Below are 25999 nucleotides of genomic sequence, written 5' to 3'. Positions count from 1 at the left end.
CCATCCCGGCGACGCGGTACGGCTCGGTCATCCCGGGGGCGTACTCCTCGCCCAGGAACCCGCACACGCGGCGGAGTTGACCCTCGGGATCAGCCAAGAGGTCCTCGAAGCGCAGTTGGTACCAGCTGTCCGGTCCCAGCTCGCGCGCGTACTTGCGGGTGGCGTCCATGACCTGGGCCCAGGTGGCCACGGCCTCGTGGAACCCGCGGTGCCACCAGGGCATCCCGAGCAGCGAGGCGACGCAGTCCCGGCCGTCCCGTACGAGGTGGACGAACTGCGCGTCGGGGAACAGCCGCAGGATCTCCGCCACGCGCAGGGCGTACGCGGGTCGCTTGTCGCCCCAGCGCGCCTTGCCGTGCTCCTCGGCGTAGGCACGGAGCGCGATGCCGAGAGCCTAGGGCCTGTCCGGCGGATCGTGCCGGAGACGCGGGGCTTGGCACGCCCACTTGTGCTTATAAGGCACCGTCGCTTCCCTCCGACTTGATCCGCCGGACAGGCCCGAGCCGAGGGTGGGCGGCCCGTCGGTGATCCGCTCGGCCACGCGCCCGGCGTCCAGCCCGAGTTCATGGAAGCGGGTCTCCTTGCGGCCGGTGATCCAGCGCGCGAGCCCGGCCCGGTTGCCGCGCTCCGCCAGATCACCGAAGGCCAACCGGCCTTCGTAGGCGGGGAGCACGATGGGGGTCCCCCATGCCCTTAAGGCTATGGGGGAGGGTTTCGGGCGGCAGGGCGATCCGTGGATGCGCGTGCAGCATCAACTGCAGCAGCGGGGCAGCTGAGGACGAACACCGGTCGTGTGGAGGCGAGTTGTACAGAAACAGACACGACCTCACGCTGTCGCACCCCGATGAGCCCGGACTTGGATCACACTGAGAATGCAATGTGAAGCCACCACGCCCATGAATTCGCATGAACCCCCATGAATCCCCGTGGGGCCAAGGGATCAGTGGGGGAAACGGCTGCTCAGAACTCACCAAGTCCACTACTGTTTCACAAGTCGCGCACCCGGTCTCCACGGCTACCGCCGTTCCGTGTGTCCGCGCTCCCCCCTTCTTGTGCTGAGACCAGTAAACGAATCCGCGTGCGCCTTGGGCGACGCTGGAGGAACGCGCATGCCAGAAACAACGCCAGAGCCCGAACCCGAGCCCGGGCCCGACCAGCCCGCGCCCACTTCGGAGGAACCCGCCTGGCGCCCCACCCCCCAAGGCACTCCCTATCCGATGGAACTGCCCCCCTTCACCGAACCGCCGGCCCCCTGGGAGTCCGGGGAGTTCCCGGACGAGGGCCGGTTGCCCGGAACCCGACGGCTGTGGATGGCCGGCGGACTCGCGATCGCGGTGCTCATCGCCACGGCGACCGCGATCGCCGTACTCGACAGCAACAGCGACGCCGCGTCGAAGGACCGGGCGAACCACACCACCTCCGACACGGACGTCCCGTTCATGCCCGGCCTCTCCGCCTCGGGCAGCACCACGGCCCCGGCCGGCAAGAACGCCCTGTCCTCCCCGCGGCACGCCGGCTCCACCACCACCTCCACCGCGTCGGACTCGGCCTCGCCAAAACCCTCGGAACAGGGGTCCGACGACAAGCCCGTCCCCGACCCCACCGGACCGTCGAAGACCGCCTCGGCCAGCAAGCCGCCCGAGTCCAAGCCGGTCTCCTCACGGAAGTCGCTCCAGTCGGTCAACTACCCGGACCGCTACTGGCATCTGAGCAACGGCTTCGTACGACTCGACCCGGTGGATTCGGGCAGCTCGGGCTCGACCAAGCGGGACGCCAGCTTCAAGATGGTGGAGGGGCTCGGCAACGCCGACTGCTACTCCTTCACCACCCCCGACGGCGCCTATCTGCGTCACCGCAACTTCATGCTGCGCGCCGACCGCAACGACGGCTCCGACCTCTTCCGGAAGGACGCCACCTTCTGCCCCCGGACGTCGCCGTACACGGGCGCCGTCATGCTGGAGTCGATCAACTACCCGGGCCGCTATCTGCGCCACCGCAACTTCCAGCTCCGCCTGGACAGAGACGACAACAGCCAGCTCTTCCGCGCGGACTCGGCGTTCCGCGTGGTGAACGGCTGGTCCTGACCTCAGGAACAACTGTGGCCCCCGGCGAGCTGCCGGGGGCCACAGACGTGTGCGGAGCTGTGCGCGGACTCAGACGTTGAAGCCGAGCGCCCGAAGCTGCTCACGTCCGTCGTCCGTGATCTTGTCCGGGCCCCACGGCGGCATCCAGACCCAGTTGATGCGCAGTTCGTTGACGAGGCCGTCCGTGGCGGACTTGGCCTGGTCCTCGATGACGTCGGTGAGCGGGCAGGCCGCGGACGTCAGGGTCATGTCGATCGTCGCGATGTTCGCGTCGTCGACGTGAATGCCGTAGATCAGGCCGAGGTTGACGACGTCGATGCCGAGCTCCGGGTCGACGACGTCGTACAGCGCCTCACGGAGTTCTTCCTCCGAGGCCGGCTTCGTCGTCAGGCCCTCTTCCGATGTCACAGTGTTCTCGCTCATGCCGTCTTCCTCTCGGCGCTCTCGCCCAGAGCCTGGGCCGTCGCGTCCTTCCACGCCATCCAGCTCAGGAGGGCGCACTTGACCCGGGCCGGGTACTTGGAGACACCGGCGAACGCGACCGCGTCCTCCAGCACCTCCTCCATCGCGTCGTCGGGCTCGATCCTGCCCTTGGACTGCATCAGCTCCAGGAAGGTCTCCTGGATCTTCTGCGCCTCGGACACGCCCTTGCCGACCAGGAGCTCGTTCAGCACGGACGCCGAGGCCTGGCTGATGGAGCAGCCCTGCCCCTCGTACGAGATATCCGCGATCTGCTCGCCGTCGTACTTCACGCGCAGCGTGATCTCGTCGCCGCACGTCGGGTTGACGTGGTGCACCTCGGCATCGCCATCCCGCAAGCCCCGCCCATGGGGGTGCTTGTAGTGGTCCAGGATGACTTCCTGGTACATCGAATCAAGCTTCACGTCTCAGCCAGCCCCTCAGCCGAAGAAGTTCCGGACGTGCTCCAGGCCGTCCACCAGTGCGTCGATCTCGGCCGGCGTGGAGTACAGATAGAACGACGCTCGCGTGGTCGCAGGAATTCCGTACCGCAGGCAGACCGGGCGTGCGCAGTGGTGACCGACCCGGACCGCGATGCCCTGCTCGTCCAGGACCTGGCCCACGTCGTGCGGGTGGATGTCACCGAGCGTGAACGAGATCGCGGCGCCGCGGTCCTCGGCCGTGGTCGGGCCGATGATCCGCAGGTCGGGGACCTCGCCGAGCCGCTTCACCGCGTACTCGGTGAGCGCGTGCTCATGGGCGAGGATCTTGTCCATGCCGATCGCGTTCAGGTAGTCGATCGCCGCGCCGAGGCCGACCGCCTGCGCGATCGGCGGGGTGCCCGCCTCGAACTTGTGCGGCGCCGGGGCGTACGTCGACGAGTGCATCGACACCGTCTCGATCATCTCGCCGCCGCCGAGGAACGGAGGCAGGTCCTCCAGCAGCTCCTGGCGGCCCCAGAGGACGCCGATGCCGGTCGGACCGCACATCTTGTGGCCGGTGAAGGCCACGAAGTCGGCCTGGAGGGCCTGAACGTCCAGGGGCATGTGCGGGGCGGCCTGCGAGGCGTCGATGCAGACCAGCGCGCCGACCTCCTGGGCGCGGCGCACTATCGCCTCGACCGGGTTGACGGTGCCCAGGATGTTCGACACCAGCACGAAGGAGACGATCTTCGTCTTCTCGGTGATGATCTCGTTGATGTTCGACAGGTCGAGACGGCCGTCGTCGGTCAGGCCGAACCACTTCAGCTTCGCGCCCGTGCGCTGCGCCAGCAGCTGCCACGGCACGATGTTGGAGTGGTGCTCCATCTCGGTGATGACGATCTCGGTCTCGTGGTCGACCCGGTACGGCTCGTCGGCCCAGCCGAGCATGTTGGCCACGAGGTTGAGCGACTCGGAGGCGTTCTTGGTGAAGATCACCTCGTCGCGGCTCGGCGCGTTGATGAACGCGGCGACCTTGTCGCGCGCGCCCTCGTACAGCGCCGTGGCCTCCTCGGCGAGCACATGGACACCGCGGTGGACGTTGGCGTTGTAGCGCTCGTAGTACTCGTTCAGGGCGTCGAGCACCTGGCGCGGCTTCTGCGAAGTCGCCGCGTTGTCCAGGTAGACGAGCTTCCTGCCGTCGTGGACCTGACGGTCCAGGATGGGAAAGTCCTTGCGGATCGCCTCGGTGTCGAGGAGGCCCGGCAGCTGTGTCACGCGGATACGCCACCCTTCGTGGTGTAGGCCTCGTAGCCCTCGTTCTCCAGCTTGTCGGCGAGCTCGGCGCCGCCGGACTCGACGATCTTGCCGCCGGAGAAGACGTGGACGAAGTCGGGCTTGATGTAGCGCAGGATGCGCGTGTAGTGCGTGATCAGCAGGGTGCCGACCTCGCCGGTCTCGCGGACACGGTTGACGCCCTCGGAGACGATGCGCAGGGCGTCGACGTCCAGGCCGGAGTCGGTCTCGTCGAGGATCGCGATCTTCGGCTTGAGCAGTTCCAGCTGAAGGATCTCGTGGCGCTTCTTCTCACCGCCGGAGAAGCCCTCGTTGACGTTGCGCTCGGCGAAGGACGGGTCCATGGAGAGGCGCTCCATGGTCTCCTTGACCTCCTTCACCCAGGTGCGCAGCTTGGGGGCCTCGCCGCGGACAGCCGTGGCGGAGGTGCGCAGGAAGTTGGAGACCGACACACCGGGGACCTCGACCGGGTACTGCATCGCCAGGAACAGGCCCGCGCGGGCGCGCTCGTCGACGGACATCTCCAGGACGTCCTCGCCGTCGAGGGTGACGGTGCCGCCGGTGATCGTGTACTTCGGGTGGCCCGCGAGGGAGTAGGCGAGGGTCGACTTGCCGGAGCCGTTGGGGCCCATGATGGCGTGCGTCTCGCCCTGCTTCACGGTCAGGTCGACGCCCTTGAGGATCTCCTTCGTGGCGTTGTCGGCCTCGACGGTGACGTGCAGGTCGTGGATTTCAAGCGTTGCCATGGGTTCCTCAGGACTCCTGGGTGAGGGAGACGAGCACGTCGTCCCCTTCGATCTTTACGGGGTATACGGGGACGGGGCGCGTCGCGGGAAGGCCGGACGGCTTGCCGGTGCGGAGGTCGAACGCGGAGCCGTGCAGCCAGCACTCGATCTGGCAGTCCTCCACCTCGCCCTCGGAGAGCGAGACGTTCGCGTGCGAGCAGATGTCGTTGATCGCGAACACCTCCCCCTCGGTCTTCACGACCGAGACCGGCGTGCCGTCGAGTTCCACCCGCTTCGGGGTGTCCTCCTCCAGCTCGCTCAGCCCGCAGGCGCGTACGAACGTCGACGAGGCAGTCATCAGACCGACGCCTCCAGCTCCTCGTCGATTTTCACGAGGAGCCGCTCTTCGATGTCGTCGACACCGATCTGCTGGACCAGCTCGGCGAAGAACCCGCGGACCACCAGTCGGCGGGCCTCCTCGGCGGGGATGCCGCGGGCCATCAGGTAGAAGAGCTGCTCGTCGTCGAAACGGCCGGTCGCGGAGGCGTGGCCGGCGCCGACGATCTCGCCGGTCTCGATCTCCAGGTTCGGCACGGAGTCGACGCGGGCACCGTCGGTCAGAACCAGGTTGCGGTTCATCTCGTACGTGTCCGTACCCTCGGCCTTGGCCTCGATGAGGACGTCACCGATCCACACCGCGTGCGCGCCGTCGCCCTGGAGCGCGCCCTTGTAGGCGACGTTCGACTTGCAGTGCGGGGTGTTGTGGTCGACCAGCAGACGGTGCTCCTGGTGCTGGCCCGCGTCCGTGAAGTACAGACCGAACAGCTCGGCCTCACCGCCGGTGCCGGCGTAGGCCACACGCGGGTGCAGGCGCACGAGGTCGCCGCCGAAGGTGACCACGAAGGACTTGAACGTGGCGTCCCGGCCGATCAGCGCGTTGTGCTGGCCCACGTGCACGGCCTTGTCGTCCCAGTCCTGGACGGAGACGACGGTGAGCTTGGCGCCGTCGCCCAGGATGTAGTCGACGTTGGCGGCCAGCACGGCGTCACCGGTGTGGTCGATGACGACGACGGCCTCGGCGAAGGCTCCGAGCTCCACGACCTGGTGGCCGTAGGCGACCCCGCCCTCGCCGTGCACCGCGATCCGGATGGGCTCGGTGAGCACCGCCTCCTTGGGGACGGTGATCACGCCGGCCTTCTCGAACGCGGAGTACGCCTGGGCGGCCACGCGGTCCACCGGGGTGCCCGCCCGGCCGAGGCGCGCGTCGTCACGGCCGACGGTCTCCACGACGACGCCCGCAGGCGCCTCCACGTCGACCTTCAGGCCGTCGCCGGTCGCGACCGCGGTCCCGTCGTGCAGCCCGCGCAGGCGCTCCAGCGGGGTGAACCGCCACTCCTCCTCGCGGCCGTGGGGGACCGGGAAGTCCGCCACGTCGAAGGACGGGGGCGCGCTCATGCGCGTGGCGACGGTCGACTCGGCGGCCACCGCGATCTGTCCGGCGGTGGTGGAACCCACCGGGATGTTCTGAGCCTCAGCCATGGCTGTCGGTCTGCTCTCTTTCCTGCGTCGGTTGAGATCATCGGGCCCGCCGGAAGGGGCGGGCCACCAGCTGTTTTCCGGGCGGCGGGTCTTAGCCGACGGCGCCTTCCATCTGCAGCTCGATCAGCCGGTTGAGTTCAAGCGCGTACTCCATGGGCAGTTCCTTGGCGATCGGCTCGACGAAGCCGCGCACGATCATCGCCATCGCCTCGAACTCCGTCAGACCGCGGCTCATCAGGTAGAAGAGCTGGTCCTCGGAGACCTTGGAGACGGTCGCCTCGTGGCCCATGGACACGTCGTCCTCACGGACGTCGACGTACGGGTACGTGTCGGAGCGGGAGATGGTGTCGACGAGCAGCGCGTCGCACAGCACGTTCGACTTCGAGCCGTGGGCGCCCTCGCCGATCTCGACCAGACCGCGGTAGGACGTACGACCGCCACCACGCGCCACGGACTTCGACACGATGTTCGACGACGTGTTGGGCGCCATGTGGACCATCTTGGAGCCGGCGTCCTGGTGCTGGCCCTCGCCCGCGAAGGCGATGGAGAGGGTCTCGCCCTTGGCGTGCTCGCCCATCAGGTAGACGGCCGGGTACTTCATGGTGACCTTGGAGCCGATGTTGCCGTCGATCCACTCCATGGTCGCGCCCTCGTACGCCACGGCGCGCTTGGTGACCAGGTTGTAGACGTTGTTCGACCAGTTCTGGATGGTCGTGTAGCGGCAGCGGGCGCCCTTCTTCACGATGATCTCGACCACCGCGGAGTGCAGGGAGTCCGACTTGTAGATCGGCGCCGTACAACCCTCGACGTAGTGGACGTAGGCGTCCTCGTCGACGATGATCAGCGTCCGCTCGAACTGGCCCATGTTCTCCGTGTTGATACGGAAGTAGGCCTGGAGCGGGATCTCGACGTGCACGCCCTTCGGCACGTAGATGAAGGAGCCACCGGACCACACGGCCGTGTTCAGCGACGCGAACTTGTTGTCGCCGACCGGGATGACGGTGCCGAAGTACTCCTTGAAGAGCTCCGGGTGCTCCTTGAGGGCGGTGTCGGTGTCGAGGAAGATGACGCCCTGCTCCTCCAGGTCCTCGCGGATCTGGTGGTAGACGACCTCGGACTCGTACTGGGCCGCGACACCGGCGACGAGGCGCTGCTTCTCCGCCTCCGGGATGCCGAGCTTGTCGTACGTGTTCTTGATGTCCTCGGGCAGGTCCTCCCAGGACTCCGCCTGCTTCTCCGTGGAGCGCACGAAGTACTTGATGTTGTCGAAGTCGATCCCGGACAGGTCCGAGCCCCAGTTGGGCATGGGCTTCTTCTCGAAGAGGCGCAGGCCCTTGAGGCGGAGCTTGGTCATCCACTCCGGCTCGTTCTTCTTCGCGGAGATGTCGCGGACGACGTCCTCGTTGATACCGCGCTTGGCAGAGGCACCGGCCACGTCGGAGTCGGCCCAGCCGTATTCGTACGTACCCAGACCCTCGAGCTCAGGGTGGGCAGTCTCCTCGATGGGGAGCGTCATGCGGGGTTCCTCCCGGCGGTACTTGCAGATGCGTTATGGGTGGATTCGGACATCTTGGAAATCTTGGGAATGAACGTGGTGCACACACCGTCGCCGTGGGCGATGGTGGCCAGCCGCTGCACATGGGTGCCGAGCAGCTGGGAGAAGAACTCGGTCTCCGCCTCGCACAGCTGCGGGAACTGCTCGGCGACATGAGCGACCGGGCAGTGGTGCTGGCAGAGCTGCTCGCCGACCGGTGCGCTACGCGCTGTAGCAGCGTACCCGTCCACACTCAAGGCCTTGGCCAGGGCTTCGGCGCGCTCCTCCGGCTCGGCGGCCTCGACGGCCCGACGATAGGCCTCGGCCTGCGCGGCCATCCGGGCGCGCGCGAAGGCGACGACGGCCTCGTCCCCGCCCTCACGCGCCGCGATCCAGCGCATCGCGTCCGCGGCGAGCTTGTCGTAGGACTGGTCGAAGGCGTCCCGGCCGCAGTCGGTCAGGGCGAACACCTTGGCGGGCCGGCCGCGCGTACGCGCTCCGTAGACCCGCTGTTCCCGTGCTTCCACCACGTCGTCGGCGACCAGCGCGTCGAGATGACGGCGTACGGCGGCCTGGGTCAGGCCCAGACGCCCCGCGAGATCCGCGACGGTCGACGGGCCGTGGTCCAGGATGGACCGCGCGACACGGTTGCGCGTCGAACGCTCACCGGTCGCGAGTTCCTCCTGAGGAGCCCCCGTGGGGGTCTCCCGAGCCTCGCCAACGTTTTTCACAACGCCATTGTTGCGTAATTCCTCAGAGCCTGACAAGCCGCACCCCGGAGGGTGGACGGTGCCGTGCATCACTTAGGTATACCTAAGATGACCTGCGGAAACGATCTTTGATCGATCAATTCACTGGCCTCGGGACCGGGTCTCCGCAAGACTCGGGAACCATGTCGACACCCCCTCCGACCGGCCCACTCGTCACACGGGACACCCTCGCCGCCCAGCTTCTGGAGCTGGGCGTCCAACCCGGAGAAACGCTTCTCGCGCACTCCTCCCTGAGTTCCCTCGGCTGGGTCAACGGCGGCCCGGTCGCCGTCGTCCAGGGACTGCTCGGCGCACTCGGCCCCGACGGCACCCTGGTGGTCCCCACCCAGTCCGGGGACCTGTCCGACCCGGCGCTGTGGAGCAATCCGCCCGTACCCGAGGAGTGGTGGTCCCCCATTCGGGCGACAATGCCCGCGTACGACCCCCTCGTGACGCCCAGCCGCGGGGTGGGCGTGATCCCGGAGACCGTCCGCACCTGGCCCGGCGCCCTGCGCAGCGCCCATCCGCAGACCTCCTTCGCCGCCCTCGGCCCCCGCGCGGCGGAGATCGTCGAGGGGCACGCCCCCGACTGTCGGCTCGGCGAGCGCAGCCCGCTGGCACGCCTGGAGGCCCTCGGCGCCCGGGTGCTCATGCTCGGCGCGGGCTACGACACATGTACCAGCTTCCACCTGGCCGAATACCGCATACCGTCCCCGCGCGTCGAGGTGGGACGCCCGGCGCGCACCCCGCGGGGGACGACCCGCTGGGAGGTCGTCACGGAGGTCTCCGTCGACTCCGACCGCTTCGACGAGCTGGGCTCCGACTTCGAGCGGGACCGCCCCGTCGTGCGGGGCCGGGTGGGCGCTGCCGACGTACGCCTCTTCCCGGTGGCCGACGCGGTGGCGTACGCGGAGCGCTGGCTGGAGCTGCACCGACCCCGAGAGGAATGGGTCATCCCCACGACAGGCTCCTGAACCCCGCCCACCCGATCACCCGACCGGCTCCCTAGACTTGCGCCTCATGCGAAGCGAGCCCGTGGTCCAGGTCCAGGCCCTGGTGAAGCGGTACGGCACAAAGACCGCGGTGGACGGCCTCGACCTGGTGGCCGAGGCGGGCATCACCGCCGTACTGGGCCCCAACGGGGCGGGCAAGACGACCACGGTCGAGACCTGCGAGGGGTACCGGAAGCCGGATTCCGGCACGGTACGCGTCCTCGGCCTCGACCCGGTGAGACAGTCCGGGCCACTGCACTCCCGCATCGGCGTGATGCTCCAGTCCGGCGGGGTCTACTCCGGCGCCCGCGCCGACGAGATGCTCCGCCATGTGGCGAAGCTCCACGCCCGCCCCCTGGACGTGGACGCGCTCATCGAACGACTCGGCCTCGACAGCTGCGGCCGCACGACCTACCGGCGGCTCTCGGGCGGCCAACAGCAGCGCCTCGCGCTCGCGATGGCCGTGGTCGGCCGCCCCCAACTGGTCTTCCTCGACGAGCCGACCGCGGGCCTCGACCCGCAGGCCCGCCGCGCCACCTGGGACCTGGTCCGCGATCTGCGCGCCGACGGCGTCTCGGTCATCCTCACCACGCACTACATGGACGAGGCCGAACAGCTCGCCGACGACGTCGCGATCATCGACGCGGGCAAGGTCATCGCACAGGGCTCCCCCGAGCAGTTGTGCCGCGGCGGCGCCGAGAACACCCTGCGCTTCACCGGCCGTCCGGGGCTCGACGTCGGCTCCCTGCTCAAGGCCCTCCCCGCCGACTGCACGGCCGCCGAGCTGACGCCCGGCTCGTACCGGGTGGGCGGCAAGGTCGATCCGCAACTGCTGGCGACGGTCACCTCCTGGTGCGCGCAGCACGGCGTGATGCCGGAGAAGATCTCCGTCGAACGCCACACCCTGGAAGACGTGTTTTTGGAACTCACCGGCAAGGAGCTGCGTTCATGACCACCGCCGGTACCTACACCCCGAAGCCGGGGGCGGCCCCGCTGCCCCGGATGATCGGCGCGCAGGCCGCGCTCGAGACGAAGATGCTGCTCCGCAACGGCGAGCAGCTCCTCCTCACGGTGATCATCCCGACGCTTCTGCTGGTCCTGTTCAGCTCGGTCGACATCATCGACACCGGCAGGGGCGAGGCGGTCGACTTCCTGGCCCCCGGCATCCTGGCGCTCGCCGTGATGTCGACGGCGTTCACCGGGCAGGCCATCGCCACCGGCTTCGAGCGGCGCTACGGGGTCCTGAAGCGGCTCGCCGCCTCCCCCCTGCCCCGCTGGGGCCTGATGACCGCGAAGACGGCGTCCGTGCTGGTCACGGAGGTCCTCCAGGTCGTCCTGCTGACAGTGATCGCTTTCTCGCTGGGCTGGTCGCCGCACGGCAACCCGTTCGCCGTCGTGCTCCTGCTGATCCTGGGCACGGCCGCCTTCTCGGGCCTGGGCCTGCTGATGGCCGGCACGCTGAAGGCGGAGGCGACGCTCGCCGCCGCGAACCTGGTCTTCCTGCTGCTCCTCGTGGGCGGCGGCGTGATCGTCCCGATGGACAAGTTCCCGGCGGGCACCCAGGACGTGCTCGGTCTGCTGCCCATCTCGGCGCTCTCGGACGGGCTGCGGGACGTGCTCCAGCACGGGGCGGGCATGCCGTGGGGCGACCTCGGGATCCTGGCCGTGTGGGCGGTCGTGGGCCTGGGGGCGGCGGCCAAGTTCTTCCGCTGGGAGTGACCCCCGGGAATACGCCGCCCGAGGCGTGCCGAGGTGGCGATTTGCGTAGGTGCGGGGGCCTCGTGAAGCGGTGCACAAGCGGCGGCCTACGATGGGGCCCGTGCCCAACGTGACCCGAGCCGACGCCGTAGCCTTCGCGCGCAACCCGCTCGCCCTCATCGCCGAACGCTGGACCCCGACCTCCCGGACGGTGCGACGAGCGGCCCTCGCCGCGCTCGTCATGTCGGTGGTCATCGTGGTCACCGGCGGCGCCGTACGGCTGACCGGCTCGGGCCTCGGCTGCCCGACCTGGCCCAAGTGCACCGACGACTCGCTCACGACGACGAGCGCGATGGGCTTCCACGGAGTCATCGAGTTCACCAACCGCATGCTGACCTATGTGCTGTGCGCGGCGGTCGGCTGGGCGATCATCGCCGCGCGCTCCCAGAAGCCGTGGCGGCGCGACCTCACCCGGCTCGGCTGGGCGCAGTTCTGGATCGTCATGAGCAACGCGATCCTCGGCGGCATCGTCGTCCTGGTCGGCCTCAACCCGTACACGGTCGCCGCGCACTTCCTGCTCTCCACAGCGCTCATCACGGTGGCCACGGTCATGTGGCAGCGCACCCGCGAGGGCTCCGCCGAGCCGCGCCCGCTGGTCGGCAAGGCGGTGCAGCAGCTCGTGTGGTGTTTGGTCGCCGCCTCCGTCGTGCTGATCGCGGTGGGCACGGTGGTCACCGGCGCGGGTCCGCACGCGGGCGACTCCAGCGAGGTCGAACGCATGGCCGTCAACTGGGAGACCGTCACCAAGCTGCACGCCGTGCTGGCCTGGATCGTGGTCACGTTGACCTTCGCCCTGTGGTTCGTCCTCAAGGCCGTCGACGCCCCCAAGGGCCCGCTCGACCGCACCCGCGACCTGTTCCTGATCCTGCTCGGCCAGGGTGTCATCGGCTACGTCCAGTACTTCACGGACCTCCCCGAGGCCCTGGTCGGCCTCCACATGTTCGGCGCCTGCCTGGTCTGGATCGGCGTCCTGCGGGTCCTGCTGTCGCTGCGTGAACGCCCTCAGGCCGCGTCGGAACTGCCGGGGACGGCCGCGGAATCGGCGCTCACGCGCGCGTAGTCCGTTCGTAGGGGATCCGGCACCGGCTCACTCCACCCCGTACACCCGCCGCGCGTTCCCCGCCGCGATCAGTCCCGCCACCCGCTGCGCGTCCGCCAGCGACCAGGCTCCCTCGGCGACCCAGGCACCCAGCACCCGGGCGAGCGCCTCGCGGAACAGACGTGCGCCGACGACGTGCAGCTCGGGCAGGCCGTGTGCCCCGCTGGAGAACAGGAGCTTGCCGAAGGGGGCCAGCTCCAGGATCTCGGAGAGGACGGCCGCCGCCCGGGCTCCCGTACGCACCAGCGCGGCACCCAGGTCGGCGTAGACGTGCGGGAAGACCCCGGCGAGGTGCGCCGCGTGCCGGTGGTACGGGTAGCCGTGCAGAAGGACGAGGTCCGTGCCGAGCCCGGCCGTGGCACGGGCGAAGTCGGTGAGCAGCACGGGGTCGGTGCGGTCGATGCGCAGACCGGGTTCGCCCAGACCGGCGTGGAGCTGGAGGGGCAGGCCCGAGGCGACCGCGATCCACAGCAAGTGGCGCAGCAGGACCGGGTCGCTCAGCGCCCCGCCCACCCGGCGGTCCGCGAGCCAGCGCCCGGCCGCGCCCCGTACCTCTCCCGGTCCGGGCGGCTCGGGCGCGAGCGCCAGACCGTGCCGTCCACCCGCGACCGACGTGAACGCGACGGCGTTCGCGGCGGCTCCGTGGACGGACTCGGCGAGGTTGGCGAGGAAGGACTCGACCGTGCCGGAGGTGTCCGCGACCTGCTCCGCCAGCAGCTCCAGGCGGACGATCTCATGGGCGTGGGCCGCGCCGGTCGAGGCCATCTCACCCGGTCCCGTCAGATCCCCGGGCAGCCCCGTGTCGACGAGATACGTCGTGATGCCGCTGCCGCGCAGGAGTCTGCGGCCCGACTCCAGGACGCCGAGTTCACGGCGCCGGGCCAGATAGCGGGCGGGCGGACAGTGCGGTTCCAGACCGAGCAGGGGCGGGCACCAGCGGCGTACCGCGAAGCCGGTCTGGGTGTCGAAGAAGGTGGTGCCGGGGGCCGGGGGGCCCTCGGTTCTGGCGAGGTGGGCCTCGAAGGTGCCGAGGCCCAGCTCCGTCCTCAGTACGCCGTGGCAGTACTGGTCCACCAGGGATGGTGTTTCGATCATCCGGACTCCCCGCGACTGGACCGTTGCGTTCTTCAGGTCCTAACGGGTGAGGCGGGCGTCAGGTGTTGGTGAAGCGCAAGCCGTACCAACAGCTGACGAATGACAGCCGACAGATGACAGCTGACGAATGACAGCCGACGGATGTCGGATGACAAATGACAGATGGCAGATGACGGATATCAACTGTCAGGCGACAGATAACAGATATTGTCAGCCGTTACTCGGCGCCCCCAGCTGGATCCCCGCCATCCTCTTCCACTCGTACGGCCCCGTCTTGACCTTCGCCGCGAACTCACCGTCGAACGTCTCGTGAACAGTGATGCCGGCCTTCTTCACGGCCTCTTCGGCGATCGCATAGGTGGGCGCCACCAGGTCGCCCCACCCACCGTCCGCGCCGACAAGGACGATCCGGGCGCCGCGCTGCCCGATGTACTCGACGTGCCCCTCGGTCCCGCCGTGCTCCTTGGCGAAGGCGTTGATCCGCTGGGCGAGCTTGGCCGCCTTGCGCTCGGCCTTGACGTCCTGGGCGGCGCCGGTGGTCTCGTCAACCTGCTGCGTGTCTGCCATGGCCAAAATGCTACCGACGGGTAGATCAAACGGCGACGGGCGGGGTACGTGGCTTAGCCCACGTACCCCGCCCGTCAAGGATCAGGGAGCCGTACTAGCGCAGGAAGGGGTCCACCGCGACCGCCACGAACAGGAGCGACACATAGGTGATCGACCAGTGGAACAGCCGCATCTCCTTGAGCTTCCCGCCGGTCACCTCGGCCTTGGCGCGGCTTTGCAGACCGTGCGCCTCCCACAGCCAGAACCCGCCCGCGCCGAGCGCGACCAGGGTGTAGAACCAGCCCGTGTAGCCGAGCGGGGTGAGCAGCAGCGAGACCGCGACCATCACCCAGCTGTAGATGACGATCTGGCGGGCGACCACCTTGTTGGAGGCGACGACCGGGAGCATCGGCACGCCCACTCGCGCGTAGTCGTCCCTCACCTTCATGGACAGCGGCCAGTAGTGCGGCGGCGTCCAGAAGAACATGACGAGGAAGAGGATGACCGGCGCCCACGACATGGAGTTGGTGACGGACGACCAGCCGATGAGCACCGGGAGGCAGCCGGCGATACCGCCCCAGACGATGTTCTGGGAGGTGCGCCGCTTGAGGATCATCGTGTAAACGACGACGTAGAAAAGGAGCGCTCCGAGTGACAGCCAGGCGGACAGCCAGTTGACGGTCAGCCCGAACAGCAGGGTCGAGACGACCGCCAGCGTGATCCCGAAGGCCAGGCACTCACGTGGGCTGACCATGCCGGTGACCAGCGGGCGCTGCGAGGTGCGCTCCATCAGGGCGTCGATGTCGCGGTCGATGTACATGTTCAGCGCGTTGGCGCCGCCCGCCGACAGAAAACCGCCGAGGCAGGTGAGCAGGACCAGTTTGAGGTCGGGTACACCCTGCTGAGCCAGGAACATCACCGGAACGGTGGTGATCAGCAACAGTTCGATGATTCGCGGCTTGGTCAGCGCCACGAACGCCTTGACACGGGCCCCGAACGGCCGGTGGCTTGGGCTGCTGCTCGTCCCGAGCACCCCCGCTGGACGGGATTCGACGGCCGTCACGCACACCCCTGACAGAGACATCCCAGCAAGCCCCGGGGTGTGAACTCCCCGTAAAGGCTCGCGCGTACCACGCCACTGTAGACGTTGCCTATACCTCGGCCTTCGCGGGGGTGGGGTCGTGTTGGGAGCGGCCGCACCGGGGAGCGAACGGGGCGTGCGAAACGGGCGTGACGAAGCTCGATTGAGCACTCTTACGAGCGGCTCCGTATTCAGTTGCCGAACATGGAACGGACCAGTCGGGAGGCGGATCCCGGAGAGTCCCGGCAGTCTGGAATGACTCGAAAAAACGCACGTACCTACGGGGGTAGGCTCGACAACGGCCGGTGGGCGCCCAGTGCACCGGCAACGACATGCGTGACATGTGGAGAGGAGCCCTGACCCAGGGTGAGCACCAAGCCGACCACCACAGACCTCGAGTGGACCGAGTTGGACCAGCGGGCCGTCGACACCGCCCGCGTCCTGGCCGCCGATGCCGTACAGAAGGTCGGAAACGGCCATCCCGGTACGGCCATGAGTCTGGCGCCTGCCGCGTACACCCTCTTCCAGAAGGTGATGCGGCATGACCCGGCGGATCCCGACTGGACCGGACGTGACCGCTTCGTGCTGTCCGCGGGCCACTCGTCCCTGACCCTCTACACACAGCTCTACCTGGCCGGGTTCGGCCTGGAGCTGGACGATCTGGAGTCCTTCCGGACGTGGGGCTCCCGCACCCCGGGCCACCCCGAGTACGGACACACCCCCGGCGTGGAGACCACGACCGGCCCGCTCGGGCAGGGTGTCGCGAACGCGGTGGGCATGGCGATGGCCGCCCGCTACGAGCGCGGTCTGTTCGACCCGGACACGGCACAGGGCGAGTCCCCCTTCGACCACTTCATCTACGCGATCGCCGGTGACGGCTGCCTCCAGGAGGGCATCTCCCACGAGGCGTCCTCCCTCGCCGGTCACCAGAAGCTCGGCAACCTCATCCTGCTGTGGGACGACAACCACATCTCGATCGAGGGCGACACCGAGACGGCGGTCTCCGAGGACACCGTCGAGCGGTACGAGGCGTACGGCTGGCACGTGCAGCGCGTCGCCCCGAAGCCGGACGGCGACATCGACCCGCACGCCATCTACAACGCGATCGAGGCCGCGAAGAAGGTGACGGACAAGCCGTCGTTCATCGCGATGCGCTCGATCATCGCCTGGCCCGCCCCGCACGCGCAGAACACCGAGGCCGCGCACGGCTCCGCGCTCGGCGAGGACGAGGTCGCGGCCACCAAGCGCGTCCTCGGCTTCGACCCCGAGAAGTCCTTCGACGTCGCCGCCGAGGTCCTCGCGCACACCCGCAAGGCTCTCGACCGCGGCCGTGAGGCGAAGGCCGAGTGGGAGAAGGGCTTCCAGGAGTGGCGCACCGCTCAGCCCGAGCGCGCCGCCGAGTTCGACCGGATCGCCGCGGGCAAGCTGCCGGCCGGCTGGGAGGAGAAGCTCCCGGCGTTCGAGGCGGGCAAGGGTGTCGCCACCCGTGCCGCGTCCGGCAAGGTGCTGCAAGCTCTCGGTGCGGTCATCCCCGAGCTGTGGGGCGGCTCCGCCGACCTCGCGGGCTCGAACAACACGACGATCGACCCGAACTCCTCGTTCCTGCCGGCCGACAACCCGCTGCCGGGCGCGAACCCGTTCGGCCGCACGATCCACTTCGGCATCCGCGAGCACTCCATGGCCGCGGAGATGAACGGCATCACCCTGCACGGCAACACCCGTGTCTACGGGGGCACCTTCCTGGTGTTCTCCGACTACATGCGCAACGCCGTGCGTCTGTCCGCTCTGATGCACCTGCCGGTGACGTACGTGTGGACGCACGACTCCATCGGTCTCGGTGAGGACGGCCCGACCCACCAGCCGGTCGAGCACCTGGCCTCGCTGCGCGCCATTCCCGGCCTCAACGTCGTCCGTCCCGCGGACGCCAACGAGACCGCGATCGTCTGGCGCGAGATCCTGGGGCGCTACACGAAGGTCTTCGGCAAGGGCGCCCCGCACGGCCTCGCGCTGACCCGTCAGGGCGTGCCGACGTACGAGGCCGACGAGAACACGGTCAAGGGCGGTTACGTCCGCTTCGAGGCCGAGGGGGGCGAGCCGGAGGTCATCCTCATCGCCACCGGTTCCGAAGTGCATGTCGCCGTCGAGGCGCGCGAGCAGCTCCAGGCCGCGGGCGTCCCGACGCGGGTCGTGTCCATGCCCTGCGTGGAGTGGTTCGAGGAGCAGGACCAGGCGTATCGGGACAGCGTCCTGCCGCCGTCGGTGAAGGCGCGCGTCTCGGTCGAGGCCGGTATCGGTCTGACCTGGCACCGGTTCGTCGGGGACGCGGGACGCATTGTTTCGCTGGAGCACTTCGGTGCTTCGGCCGACGGCAAGGTCCTCTTCCGTGAATTCGGCTTCACTGCCGAGAACGTCGCCAATGCCGCCCGGGAATCGATCGCCGCAGCCCAGCGCTGACGCTGAAATACGACATGTAGGAGATGCAATTTCCATGACAGACGCACTCAAGCGCCTCTCCGAGGAAGGCGTCGCGATCTGGCTGGACGACCTGTCGCGCAAGCGGATCACGTCCGGCAACCTCGCCGAACTGATCGACCAGCAGCACGTCGTGGGCGTCACCACCAACCCGTCGATCTTCCAGAAGGCGATCAGCAGCGGCGACGGCTACGAGCAGCAGCTCGCCGATCTCGCCGCCCGCAAGGTCACCGTCGACGAGGCCATCCGCATGATCACGACGGCGGACGTCCGTGACGCCGCCGACATCCTGCGTCCGGTCTTCGACGCGACGCAGGGCCAGGACGGCCGGGTCTCCATCGAGGTCGACCCGCGCCTGGCCCACAACACCACCGCGACCATCGCGGAGGCCAAGCAGCTGGCCTGGCTGGTGGACCGCCCGAACACGCTCATCAAGATCCCGGCGACCAAGGCGGGCCTGCCCGCGATCACCGAGGTCATCGGCAGGGGCATCAGCGTCAACGTCACGCTGATCTTCTCGCTGGAGCGCTACCGCGAGGTCATGGACGCCTACCTGGCGGGCCTGGAGAAGGCGAAGGCCGCGGGCCTGGACCTCTCCAAGATCCACTCGGTGGCGTCCTTCTTCGTGTCCCGCGTGGACACCGAGATCGACAAGCGGCTCGACGCCCTGGGCACCCCCGAGGCCAAGGCCGCCCGCGGCAAGGCGGCTCTCGCCAACGCCCGGCTCGCCTACCAGGCGTACGAGGAGGTCTTCTCCTCCGACCGCTGGGCCGCCCTCGACAAGGCGCAGGCCAACAAGCAGCGCCCGCTGTGGGCCTCGACCGGCGTCAAGGACCCGGCGTACAAGGACACCCTGTACGTCGACGATCTGGTGGCGCCGAACACGGTGAACACCATGCCCGAGGCCACCCTGCAGGCCGCCGAGGACCACGGCGAGATCACCGGCAACACCATCGCCGGTACGTACGAGCAGTCCCGCGCCGAGCTCGACGCGGTCGAGAAGCTCGGGATCTCGTACGACGACGTGGTCCAGCTCCTGGAGGACGAGGGCGTCGAGAAGTTCGCGGCGTCCTGGAACGACCTGCTCAAGTCCACAGAGGCGGAACTCAAGCGCCTCGCCCCTTCGGAGGGCTGAAACCTTGTCAAGCAGCAACCCGCTGCGTGACCCCGCAGACCGACGGCTCCCGCGTATCGCGGGGCCGTCGGGCCTGGTCATCTTCGGCGTCACGGGCGATTTGTCTCGTAAAAAGCTGATGCCCGCCGTGTACGACCTCGCCAACCGCGGGCTGCTGCCGCCGGGCTTCTCGCTCGTCGGCTTCGCCCGCCGCGAGTGGAAGAACGAGGACTTCGCCCAGGAGGTCCACGACGCCGTCAAGGAACACGCCCGTACGGAGTTCCGCGAAGAGGTCTGGCAGCAGCTCATCCAGGGGATGCGCTTCGTCCAGGGCACCTTCGACGACGACGACGCGTTCGAGCGGCTGCGCGCCACGATCGACGAGCTGGACAAGGCACAGGGGACGGGCGGCAACTTCGCCTTCTACCTCTCCGTGCCGCCGTCCGCCTTCCCGGTGGTCATCCAGCAGCTGAAGAAGCACCACCTGGCCGACCAGTCGAACGGCTCCTGGCGGCGCGCGGTCATCGAGAAGCCCTTCGGCCACGACCTGAAGTCGGCCGAGGAACTCAACGCGATCGTGCACGAGGTCTTCGCCTCGGACCAGGTCTTCCGCATCGACCACTACCTCGGCAAGGAGACCGTCCAGAACATCCTGGCGCTCCGCTTCGCCAACACGATGTTCGAGCCGATCTGGAACCGGTCCTTCGTCGACCACGTGCAGATCACCATGGCCGAGGACATCGGCATCGGCGGCCGCGCCGGCTACTACGACGGCATCGGCGCCGCCCGGGACGTCATCCAGAACCACCTCCTGCAGCTGATGGCCCTGACCGCGATGGAGGAGCCCGCCTCCTTCGACGCGGACGCCCTCGCCGCCGAGAAGACCAAGGTCCTCGGCGCGGTCCGGATCCCCAAGGACCTGGGCCGCGACACCGTGCGCGGGCAGTACGCGGCCGGCTGGCAGGGCGGCGAGAAGGCCGTCGGCTACCTCCAGGAAGACGGCATCGACCCCAAGTCGAAGACCGACACGTACGCGGCCATCAAGGTCGAGGTGGACAACCGCCGCTGGGCGGGCGTCCCCTTCTATCTGCGCACCGGCAAGCGTCTGGGCCGCCGCGTCACCGAGATCGCGGTCGTCTTCCAGCGCGCCCCGCACTCCCCCTTCGACCACACGGCGACGGAGGAACTGGGCCAGAACGCGATCGTCATCCGCGTCCAGCCCGACGAGGGCATCACGGTCCGCTTCGGCTCCAAGGTGCCCGGCACCTCGATGGAGATCCGGGACGTCTCCATGGACTTCGCCTACGGCGAGTCGTTCACGGAGTCGAGCCCGGAGGCGTACGAGCGCCTGATCCTGGACGTCCTGCTGGGCGACTCGAACCTCTTCCCGCGCACCGAGGAGGTCGAGCTGTCCTGGAAGATCCTCGACCCGATCGAGCAGTACTGGGACAAGCACGGCAAGCCCGCGCAGTACCCCTCGGGCACGTGGGGCCCGGTCGAGGCCGACGAAATGCTCGAGCGAGACGGACGGAGCTGGCGTCGCCCATGAAGATAGACCTCACGGACACCACGGCCAGCAAGATCAACAAAGCGCTGGTGCAGGGGCGTCGCGCCATCGGCACCCCCGCCGTCGGCATGGTGCTCACCCTCGTCATCGTCACCGACGAGGAGAACGCCTACGACGCCCTGAAGGCCGCCAACGAGGCCTCCCGCGAGCACCCCTCGCGCACCCTCGTGGTCATCAAGCGCGTCTCCCGCTCGCCCCGCGACCGCACGAAGTCGCGCCTCGACGCCGAGGTGCGGGTCGGCGCGGACGCGGGCACCGGCGAGACGGTCGTACTGCGGCTGTACGGCGAGGTCGCCGACCACGCCGACTCGGTCGTCCTGCCGCTGCTGCTGCCGGACGCGCCGGTCGTCGTCTGGTGGCCGGTGAGCGCGCCGCTCGACCCGGCCAACGACCCGCTCGGAAAGCTGGCCCAGCGCCGCGTCACCGACACCTACGCCGCCGAGGCGCCGGTACGCGAGCTCAACGCGCGTGCCGACGCCTACACCCCCGGGGACACCGACCTCTCCTGGACCCGCATCACGCCCTGGCGCTCGATGCTGGCCGCCGCCCTCGACCAGGTCATCTGTGACGTCAGCGCGGTCGAGGTGGAGGGCGAGGAGTTCAACCCGAGCGTGGAGCTGCTCGCCATGTGGCTCGCGGACCGGCTCGACGTCCCCGTCAAGCGGTCCAAGTCCGCCGGCCCCGGTCTCACGGCCGTCCGCATGGACACGAGCTGCGGCCCGATCGCGCTGGACCGCGCCGACGGCACCCTGGCGACCCTCTCCATCGAGGGCCAGCCCGACCGCGCGGTGGCGCTCAAGCGCCGCGACACCTCGGAGCTGATCGCCGAGGAGCTGCGCCGGCTCGATCCGGACGACACCTACGCGTCGGCGCTGCGGTACGGGGTGGACCGGCTGAACGGGTCGGCGGCCGAGGTCGTCGAGGAGGAGCCGGCCACGGCAAACGCGGCCACCAGGACCGCCGCCGCCAAGGCACCCGCGAAGAAGACGCCCGTGAAGAAGACGCCCGTGAAGAAGGCGGCCGCCAAGTGAACACTCCGCAGCTCGTCGTGCACCGCGACAAGGAGCTGATGGCCCAGGCCACCGCTGCCCGGCTGATCACCAAGGTCGTGGACGCGCAGGCCTCGCGCGGCTACGCCTCGGTGGTCCTCACCGGCGGGCGCAACGGCAACGGGCTCCTCGCGGCGCTCGCGGCCGCGCCCGCCCGGGACGCCGTCGACTGGGGCCGTATCGACCTGTGGTGGGGCGACGAGCGGTTCCTGCCCGAGGGCGACCCGGACCGCAACGACACCCAGGCTCGTGCGGCGCTGCTGGACTCGGTGCCGGTGGACCCCGCGCGGGTCCACTCGATGCCCGCGTCCGACGGTCCGTACGGCACCGACGTGGACGCGGCGGCGGAGGCGTACGCGGCCGAGCTCGCGAAGGCCGCGGGGCCCGAGAACCACGGTTTTGTGCCCACGTTCGACGTCCTGATGCTGGGCGTCGGACCGGACACCCACGTGGCCTCGCTCTTCCCGGAGCTGCCCGCGGTCCGTGAGACGGAGCGGACGGTGGTGGGCGTGCACGGCGCGCCCAAGCCCCCGCCGACCCGGGTCACGCTCACCCTGCCCGCGATCCGCTCCGCCCGCGAGGTCTGGCTGCTGGCGGCGGGCGAGGACAAGGCACAGGCCGCGGCGATCGCCCTCTCGGGCGCGGGCGAGGTACAGGCCCCGGCAGCCGGCGCCTACGGCCGCTCCCGCACCCTGTGGCTCCTGGACGCGGCGGCGGCCTCCCAACTCCCCCGCTCGCTGTATCCCCCGGCTTCGGCCTGAGCCGTGGTTCGCGCGGTTCTCCGCGCCCCTGAAAAGGGGCGCGGAGAACCGCGCGGTCTTTTTTGGCGGGCGCGGCCCCCGGGAACGGGACGGGTAGGGGCGGCGGGGGCGACAAAGCCCCTCACTTCACCGACCCGGCCATCACCCCCTGTACGAAGTGCCGCTGGAAGGCGAAGAACACCGCCACCGGAACGATCAGCGACAGAAACGCCCCTGGTGCCAGCACATCGATGTTGCTGCCGAACTGCCGTATCTGGGACTGGAGTTCGACCGTCAACGGCTGCGAGGAACTGTCGGCGAACAGCAGGGCGACCAGCATGTCGTTCCACACCCACAGGAACTGGAAGATGGCCAGGCTCGCGATGGCCGGACGTCCGACCGGCAGCACCAGCCGGGTGAAGATGCGCCACTCGCTGCCTCCGTCCATCCGGGCGGCCTCCAGCATCTCTTTCGGCATCTCCGCGAAGTAGTTGCGCAGCAGGAAGATGGCGAACGGCAGCCCGTAGGAGACGTGGAAGAGCACCACACCGGGAATCGTGCCGAACAGCCCCAGCGCACCGAAGAGTTTGGCGACCGGCAGCAGCCCGATCTGGACCGGCACCACCAACAACGCCACCACGACAAGGAAGATCGTGTCCCGGAAGGGGAACTCCAGCCAGGCGAAGGCGTATCCGGCGAGGGCCGCGATCACCACGACGAGGACGGTGGCCGGAACGGAGATCAGCACGGTGTTCCAGAACGCCCGCGTCATCCCCGCATTGCCCAGGAGCGCGGAGTAGTTGTCGAAGGAGAGCTGACCGGGGCTGGTCAGCACCGTCCACCAGCCTCCCTCGGCGGTGTCCCGCGCCGAGCGCATCGAGGAGAGGAAGAGCCCTGCGAGCGGGGTGACCCAGACCAGGCCGACGACCACCAGGAACGCCTGCACCAGGCCGTTGCCGAGCCCCCGCCTGAGCGCGTTCATCGTTGACTCCTTCGGAAACGGCGGACGTTGAAGACCATGGCGGGGACGACCAGGAGCAGGAGGAGCACACCGAGTGCGCTGCCCAGGCCCTGGTTGTTGCCTCCGCCGAAGGACACCAGCCACATCTGGGTGGCCAGCACGGTGGCGTCCTCCTGCACGGGGCCGGGCGCGATGATGTAGACGAGGTCGAAGACCTTCATCACGTTGATCACGAGCGTGACGAAGACCACGGTGAGCACGGGTGCCAGCAGCGGCACGGTGATCCGGCGGAAGATCTGCCACTCGTTCGCGCCGTCCATCCGGGCCGCCTCCAGCGCGTCGCGCGGCAGGGCGGCGAGTCCGGCGCCGATCAGCACCATGGCGAAGCCGGTCCAGATCCACAGGTACGCGCCGATGATGGCGGGGGTGACCAGCGCAGGACCGAGCCAGGACACACCCTCGTACGGCGGGCTGAAGTTCGACGCGGGCAGCCGCACGGTGTACGAGCCGGAGTCCAGCCCGGGGAAGCGGAAGGAGCCGTCGGCCGCGGTGGTCGTGCTCGCGACCGTCTTCCCGTCGCGCGCCGCCTCGACCTTCATCTCGGGCAGTCCGCTCTCCCCGCGGTCGACCTGGCCCTGTTTCCCTCCCCCGCCGGGTGTGAAGTCCAGGTAGACGACACCGCGCAACTCGTCCCGGGCCGCCTTCTGCCCTGCGGCCGCGTAGGCGGGCTTCGCGTCCTTCGGCAGGTCCTTGGGGAGGACTCCGACAAGCCCGAGGCCGACCGTGTGGCCGGGCGAGGCGCTCGTACGATACGAGCCGTCGGCGCCCTTGGTGAGGCCTCGGCCGTCGCGGGCGCGGGCGGTCGGATAGGACGAGGTTCCCTCGAACGCGTCGTGGACGCCGACCACGGCGGCGTTCAGGACACCCTTGTCGGGGTCCTCGTCGTACGCGAGCCGGAAGATGATGCCGGCGGCCAGGAAGGAGACCGCCATGGGCATGAAAAGCAGCAGCTTGAACGCGGTGGCCCAGCGGATCTTCTCGACCAGGACGGCGAGCACCAGGCCGAGCCCGGTGAGCAGCGTCGGCGCGACGACGACCCAGATCGCGCTGTTGCGTACGGCCTTGAGCGTGGCCGGGTCGCGGAACATCTCCGTGTAGTTGTCGCCGCCCACGAACCGGCTGCCGGAGGCGTCGAAGAAGCTGCGCCCCACGGAGAAGACCACGGGGTAGACGACGAGCGCGCCGAGCAGCAGCAGGGCGGGGAGGACGAAGACGAGGGCGACGATCCGGCCGCGGCGTCTGGCGCGCCGTCTGTGGTCGGCCGTGCCGACGGCCGGAGGGCTCGCCTCTTTCACGAGGGTGGCGGTCATGGCGATCAGCCCTGGTACGCCTTGGCCGCGGCCTTCTCCAGTTCGGCCGCGGTCGCCTTCGGGTCCGAGGGGTCACGGAGGAAGTCCTGGAGGATCTTCCACTCGCCGGCGCCCTTGGTGCCGCCGAACGCGGCGGGGGCCTGGTCGGACATGTCGAAGCGGACCGAATCCCCGGCGGCGACCAGGGACTTTGCGGTCTCGCGGGCGATGTCGTCGCGGTAGGAGGCGAGGTCGAGCTTCTTGTTCGGGGAGAGGAAGCCGCCCGCCCCGGCCCAGACGGCGGCCGCTTCGGGGGTCGCCAGGTATTCCAGGAACGTCATGGCGGCCTTCTGGTTCTTGCCGTCCTTGAGGACCACGGCCGCGTCGCCGCCGCTGACCACCGGCGCCTTGCCGCCGTCGACCGCGGGGAAGGGGAAGAAGTTCGCGTCCTGGCCGATCTTCTTGCCGAACTGGTCCTTGGCGACCCCGGCGACGAAGTCGCCCTCGTAGACCATGCCCGCCTCGGGCTTGGGTCCGAAGACCTTCTCGACGGAGCCGGGGAAGTCCGTGTTCAGGGCCCCCTTCTGGCCGCCGGCCATCAGTTGCTTGTCCTTGAAGAGCTTGCCGAGGGTGGTGAGCGCCTTGACCACGGTCGGATCGGTCCACTTCAGCCGCTGGGCGGCCAGGGCGTCGTACTTCTCGGGGCCGGCCTGGGAGAGGTAGATGTTCTCGAACCAGTCGGTGAGCGTCCAGCCGTCCTGTCCGGCGACGGAGAAGGCGGCGAGGCCCGAGTCGGAGACGGTGTGTCCGGCCTTCAGCATGGCGTCGTACGTGGTCGGCGGCTTGACACCCGCCTGGTCGAGCGCGTCGGGGCTGTACCAGACGGTCGACTTGTGGGCGGCCTTGAAGTACAGGCCGTACAGGGTGTCGCCGACGCTGCCGTACTTCTTCCAGACGCGCGCGTAGTTGGTGTCGACGGACTGCTCGGTGGCCTTGGAGAGCGGCTTGAGCCAGCCCTCCTTCGCGAACTGCTGGAGGACGCCGACCTGCGGGACCATCACCACGTCGGGGGCGTTGCCGCCCTCGATCTTGCTGCCGACGACCGTGGAGACGTTGTCGCCGGTGGAGACGAACTGGGTCTTGGCGCCCGTCTTCGCGGTGAAGGCGTCCAGGACCTTCTGGAAGTTCTTCTGCTCGCTGCCGGACCAGACACCGGCCACGGTGATCGTCTGGCCGCTGAGCGACTTACCGCCGCCTCCGGCGGCTACGGGCCCGCCTCCGCAGGCGGTGGCGCCGAGGGCCAGGGCGAGGGCGGTGCAGCTCGCGAGCAGGGTCGTACGTCGTCGCATCATCGTTGATGTCCCTTTCAGG

The 25999-nt window shown here is 69.0% G+C and carries 25 protein-coding genes and 1 pseudogene; 10 read left to right on the top strand and 16 right to left on the bottom strand.

Translation table 11 applies throughout. From position 1 onward, the window contains the following. Window positions 1-97: 97 nt before the first annotated feature. Window positions 98-385, bottom strand: a pseudogene (locus OG819_RS59125) (sulfotransferase); the annotation flags it as partial. 9 nt (window positions 386-394) lie between these two features. Then, window positions 395-673: a hypothetical protein gene (locus OG819_RS24680; RefSeq protein WP_266623815.1), complete on the bottom strand. Its 279-nt coding sequence runs from the start codon at window positions 671-673 to the stop codon at window positions 395-397. Window positions 674-1109: 436 nt separating this feature from the next. Here OG819_RS24680 and OG819_RS24675 point away from each other — a divergent pair, with 436 nt between their 5' ends. Continuing rightward, complete coding sequence (locus tag OG819_RS24675; protein WP_266651172.1) at window positions 1110-2084, top strand: AbfB domain-containing protein; 975 nt, start codon at window positions 1110-1112, stop codon at window positions 2082-2084. Window positions 2085-2153: 69 nt separating this feature from the next. Here the strand turns inward: OG819_RS24675 and OG819_RS24670 are convergent, their stop codons facing one another. The 8 genes from OG819_RS24670 to OG819_RS24635 all read right to left on the bottom strand — a co-directional run bounded on the left by OG819_RS24670 (window position 2154) and on the right by OG819_RS24635 (window position 8787). Then, window positions 2154-2507 (bottom strand): metal-sulfur cluster assembly factor, encoded by a 354-nt coding sequence (locus tag OG819_RS24670; protein WP_266581750.1) that lies wholly within the window; start codon window positions 2505-2507, stop codon window positions 2154-2156. Beyond that, entirely contained in the window at window positions 2504-2968 is a 465-nt protein-coding gene (sufU, locus tag OG819_RS24665) for a Fe-S cluster assembly sulfur transfer protein SufU (RefSeq protein ID WP_266623819.1), read from the bottom strand. The genes OG819_RS24670 and sufU overlap by 4 nt, the downstream gene beginning before the upstream one ends. Window positions 2969-2983: 15 nt before the next feature. After that, window positions 2984-4240 (bottom strand): cysteine desulfurase, encoded by a 1257-nt coding sequence (locus tag OG819_RS24660; RefSeq protein WP_266415307.1) that lies wholly within the window; start codon window positions 4238-4240, stop codon window positions 2984-2986. Continuing rightward, window positions 4237-5004 carry a Fe-S cluster assembly ATPase SufC gene (sufC, locus tag OG819_RS24655; RefSeq protein ID WP_266623821.1) on the bottom strand — a complete coding sequence of 256 codons (768 nt, stop codon included), beginning with the start codon at window positions 5002-5004 and terminating at the stop codon, window positions 4237-4239. The genes OG819_RS24660 and sufC overlap by 4 nt, the downstream gene beginning before the upstream one ends. A gap of 7 nt (window positions 5005-5011) precedes the next feature. Next, window positions 5012-5341, bottom strand: a complete 330-nt coding sequence (locus OG819_RS24650) for a bifunctional 3-phenylpropionate/cinnamic acid dioxygenase ferredoxin subunit (protein ID WP_054235896.1) — start codon at window positions 5339-5341, stop codon at window positions 5012-5014. Beyond that, the gene (gene sufD, locus OG819_RS24645; protein ID WP_266623825.1) at window positions 5341-6522 is read right to left on the bottom strand and encodes a Fe-S cluster assembly protein SufD; all 1182 of its coding nucleotides are present in this window, start codon (window positions 6520-6522) and stop codon (window positions 5341-5343) included. Before sufD ends, OG819_RS24650 begins: the two co-directional genes overlap by 1 nt. A gap of 91 nt (window positions 6523-6613) precedes the next feature. Beyond that, window positions 6614-8038: a Fe-S cluster assembly protein SufB gene (gene sufB / locus OG819_RS24640; protein ID WP_101405820.1), complete on the bottom strand. Its 1425-nt coding sequence runs from the start codon at window positions 8036-8038 to the stop codon at window positions 6614-6616. After that, window positions 8035-8787 (bottom strand): metalloregulator ArsR/SmtB family transcription factor, encoded by a 753-nt coding sequence (locus OG819_RS24635; protein ID WP_266623828.1) that lies wholly within the window; start codon window positions 8785-8787, stop codon window positions 8035-8037. The genes sufB and OG819_RS24635 overlap by 4 nt, the downstream gene beginning before the upstream one ends. A 161-nt stretch (window positions 8788-8948) precedes the next feature. Here OG819_RS24635 and OG819_RS24630 point away from each other — a divergent pair, with 161 nt between their 5' ends. The 4 genes from OG819_RS24630 to OG819_RS24615 all read left to right on the top strand — a co-directional run bounded on the left by OG819_RS24630 (window position 8949) and on the right by OG819_RS24615 (window position 12615). Continuing rightward, window positions 8949-9779 (top strand): aminoglycoside N(3)-acetyltransferase, encoded by an 831-nt coding sequence (locus OG819_RS24630; protein WP_266623830.1) that lies wholly within the window; start codon window positions 8949-8951, stop codon window positions 9777-9779. Window positions 9780-9825: 46 nt separating this feature from the next. Then, window positions 9826-10749 carry an ABC transporter ATP-binding protein gene (locus OG819_RS24625; RefSeq protein ID WP_266623831.1) on the top strand — a complete coding sequence of 308 codons (924 nt, stop codon included), beginning with the start codon at window positions 9826-9828 and terminating at the stop codon, window positions 10747-10749. Beyond that, a complete protein-coding gene (locus OG819_RS24620) occupies window positions 10746-11516 on the top strand; it encodes an ABC transporter permease (RefSeq protein ID WP_266651171.1) in 771 nt (256 codons plus the stop codon). The genes OG819_RS24625 and OG819_RS24620 overlap by 4 nt, the downstream gene beginning before the upstream one ends. A gap of 91 nt (window positions 11517-11607) precedes the next feature. Next, window positions 11608-12615, top strand: coding sequence for a heme A synthase (locus OG819_RS24615; RefSeq protein ID WP_266623834.1), 1008 nt, complete (start codon window positions 11608-11610; stop codon window positions 12613-12615). A 27-nt stretch (window positions 12616-12642) separates the two neighbouring features. Here OG819_RS24615 and OG819_RS24610 read toward each other — a convergent pair whose 3' ends face one another. From OG819_RS24610 to OG819_RS24600, 3 genes are all read right to left on the bottom strand, one after another. Beyond that, window positions 12643-13749, bottom strand: a complete 1107-nt coding sequence (locus OG819_RS24610) for an amidohydrolase family protein (protein ID WP_266415287.1) — start codon at window positions 13747-13749, stop codon at window positions 12643-12645. A gap of 210 nt (window positions 13750-13959) precedes the next feature. Further along, window positions 13960-14316 (bottom strand): hypothetical protein, encoded by a 357-nt coding sequence (locus OG819_RS24605; protein WP_266623836.1) that lies wholly within the window; start codon window positions 14314-14316, stop codon window positions 13960-13962. Window positions 14317-14410: 94 nt separating this feature from the next. Next, complete coding sequence (locus OG819_RS24600; RefSeq protein ID WP_266652839.1) at window positions 14411-15364, bottom strand: heme o synthase; 954 nt, start codon at window positions 15362-15364, stop codon at window positions 14411-14413. A 378-nt stretch (window positions 15365-15742) separates the two neighbouring features. Here OG819_RS24600 and tkt point away from each other — a divergent pair, with 378 nt between their 5' ends. The 5 genes from tkt to pgl are packed head-to-tail and all read left to right on the top strand — an operon-like array spanning window position 15743 to window position 22339. Then, window positions 15743-17830 (top strand): transketolase, encoded by a 2088-nt coding sequence (gene tkt / locus OG819_RS24595; protein ID WP_266623837.1) that lies wholly within the window; start codon window positions 15743-15745, stop codon window positions 17828-17830. Window positions 17831-17864: 34 nt separating this feature from the next. After that, complete coding sequence (gene tal, locus OG819_RS24590; RefSeq protein ID WP_266623839.1) at window positions 17865-18983, top strand: transaldolase; 1119 nt, start codon at window positions 17865-17867, stop codon at window positions 18981-18983. A 4-nt stretch (window positions 18984-18987) separates the two neighbouring features. Next, complete coding sequence (gene zwf, locus OG819_RS24585) at window positions 18988-20511, top strand: glucose-6-phosphate dehydrogenase (RefSeq protein ID WP_266623840.1); 1524 nt, start codon at window positions 18988-18990, stop codon at window positions 20509-20511. Further along, on the top strand, window positions 20508-21560 hold the full coding sequence (gene opcA / locus OG819_RS24580; protein ID WP_266651170.1) for a glucose-6-phosphate dehydrogenase assembly protein OpcA: 1053 nt from the start codon (window positions 20508-20510) through the stop codon (window positions 21558-21560). Before zwf ends, opcA begins: the two co-directional genes overlap by 4 nt. Next, a complete protein-coding gene (gene pgl / locus OG819_RS24575) occupies window positions 21557-22339 on the top strand; it encodes a 6-phosphogluconolactonase (protein WP_266651169.1) in 783 nt (260 codons plus the stop codon). The genes opcA and pgl overlap by 4 nt, the downstream gene beginning before the upstream one ends. 121 nt (window positions 22340-22460) lie before the next feature. On the opposite strand, the gene OG819_RS24570 is transcribed toward pgl, so the two are convergent. From OG819_RS24570 to OG819_RS24560, 3 genes are read right to left on the bottom strand one after another with little or no spacing between them, the layout of a single operon-like run. Next, a complete protein-coding gene (locus OG819_RS24570) occupies window positions 22461-23300 on the bottom strand; it encodes a carbohydrate ABC transporter permease (protein WP_266415271.1) in 840 nt (279 codons plus the stop codon). After that, window positions 23297-24649, bottom strand: coding sequence for an ABC transporter permease subunit (locus tag OG819_RS24565; RefSeq protein ID WP_266623846.1), 1353 nt, complete (start codon window positions 24647-24649; stop codon window positions 23297-23299). The genes OG819_RS24570 and OG819_RS24565 overlap by 4 nt, the downstream gene beginning before the upstream one ends. A 5-nt stretch (window positions 24650-24654) precedes the next feature. Further along, the gene (locus OG819_RS24560; RefSeq protein ID WP_266651168.1) at window positions 24655-25980 is read right to left on the bottom strand and encodes an ABC transporter substrate-binding protein; all 1326 of its coding nucleotides are present in this window, start codon (window positions 25978-25980) and stop codon (window positions 24655-24657) included. Between the last annotated feature and the right edge of the window lie 19 nt (window positions 25981-25999).

This window comes from Streptomyces sp. NBC_01549, assembly GCF_026339955.1.
GTDB lineage: Bacteria > Actinomycetota > Actinomycetes > Streptomycetales > Streptomycetaceae > Streptomyces.
The sequence above is the reverse complement of the archived record's forward strand: the minus strand, read 5'-3'. Positions and strand labels throughout refer to the sequence as shown.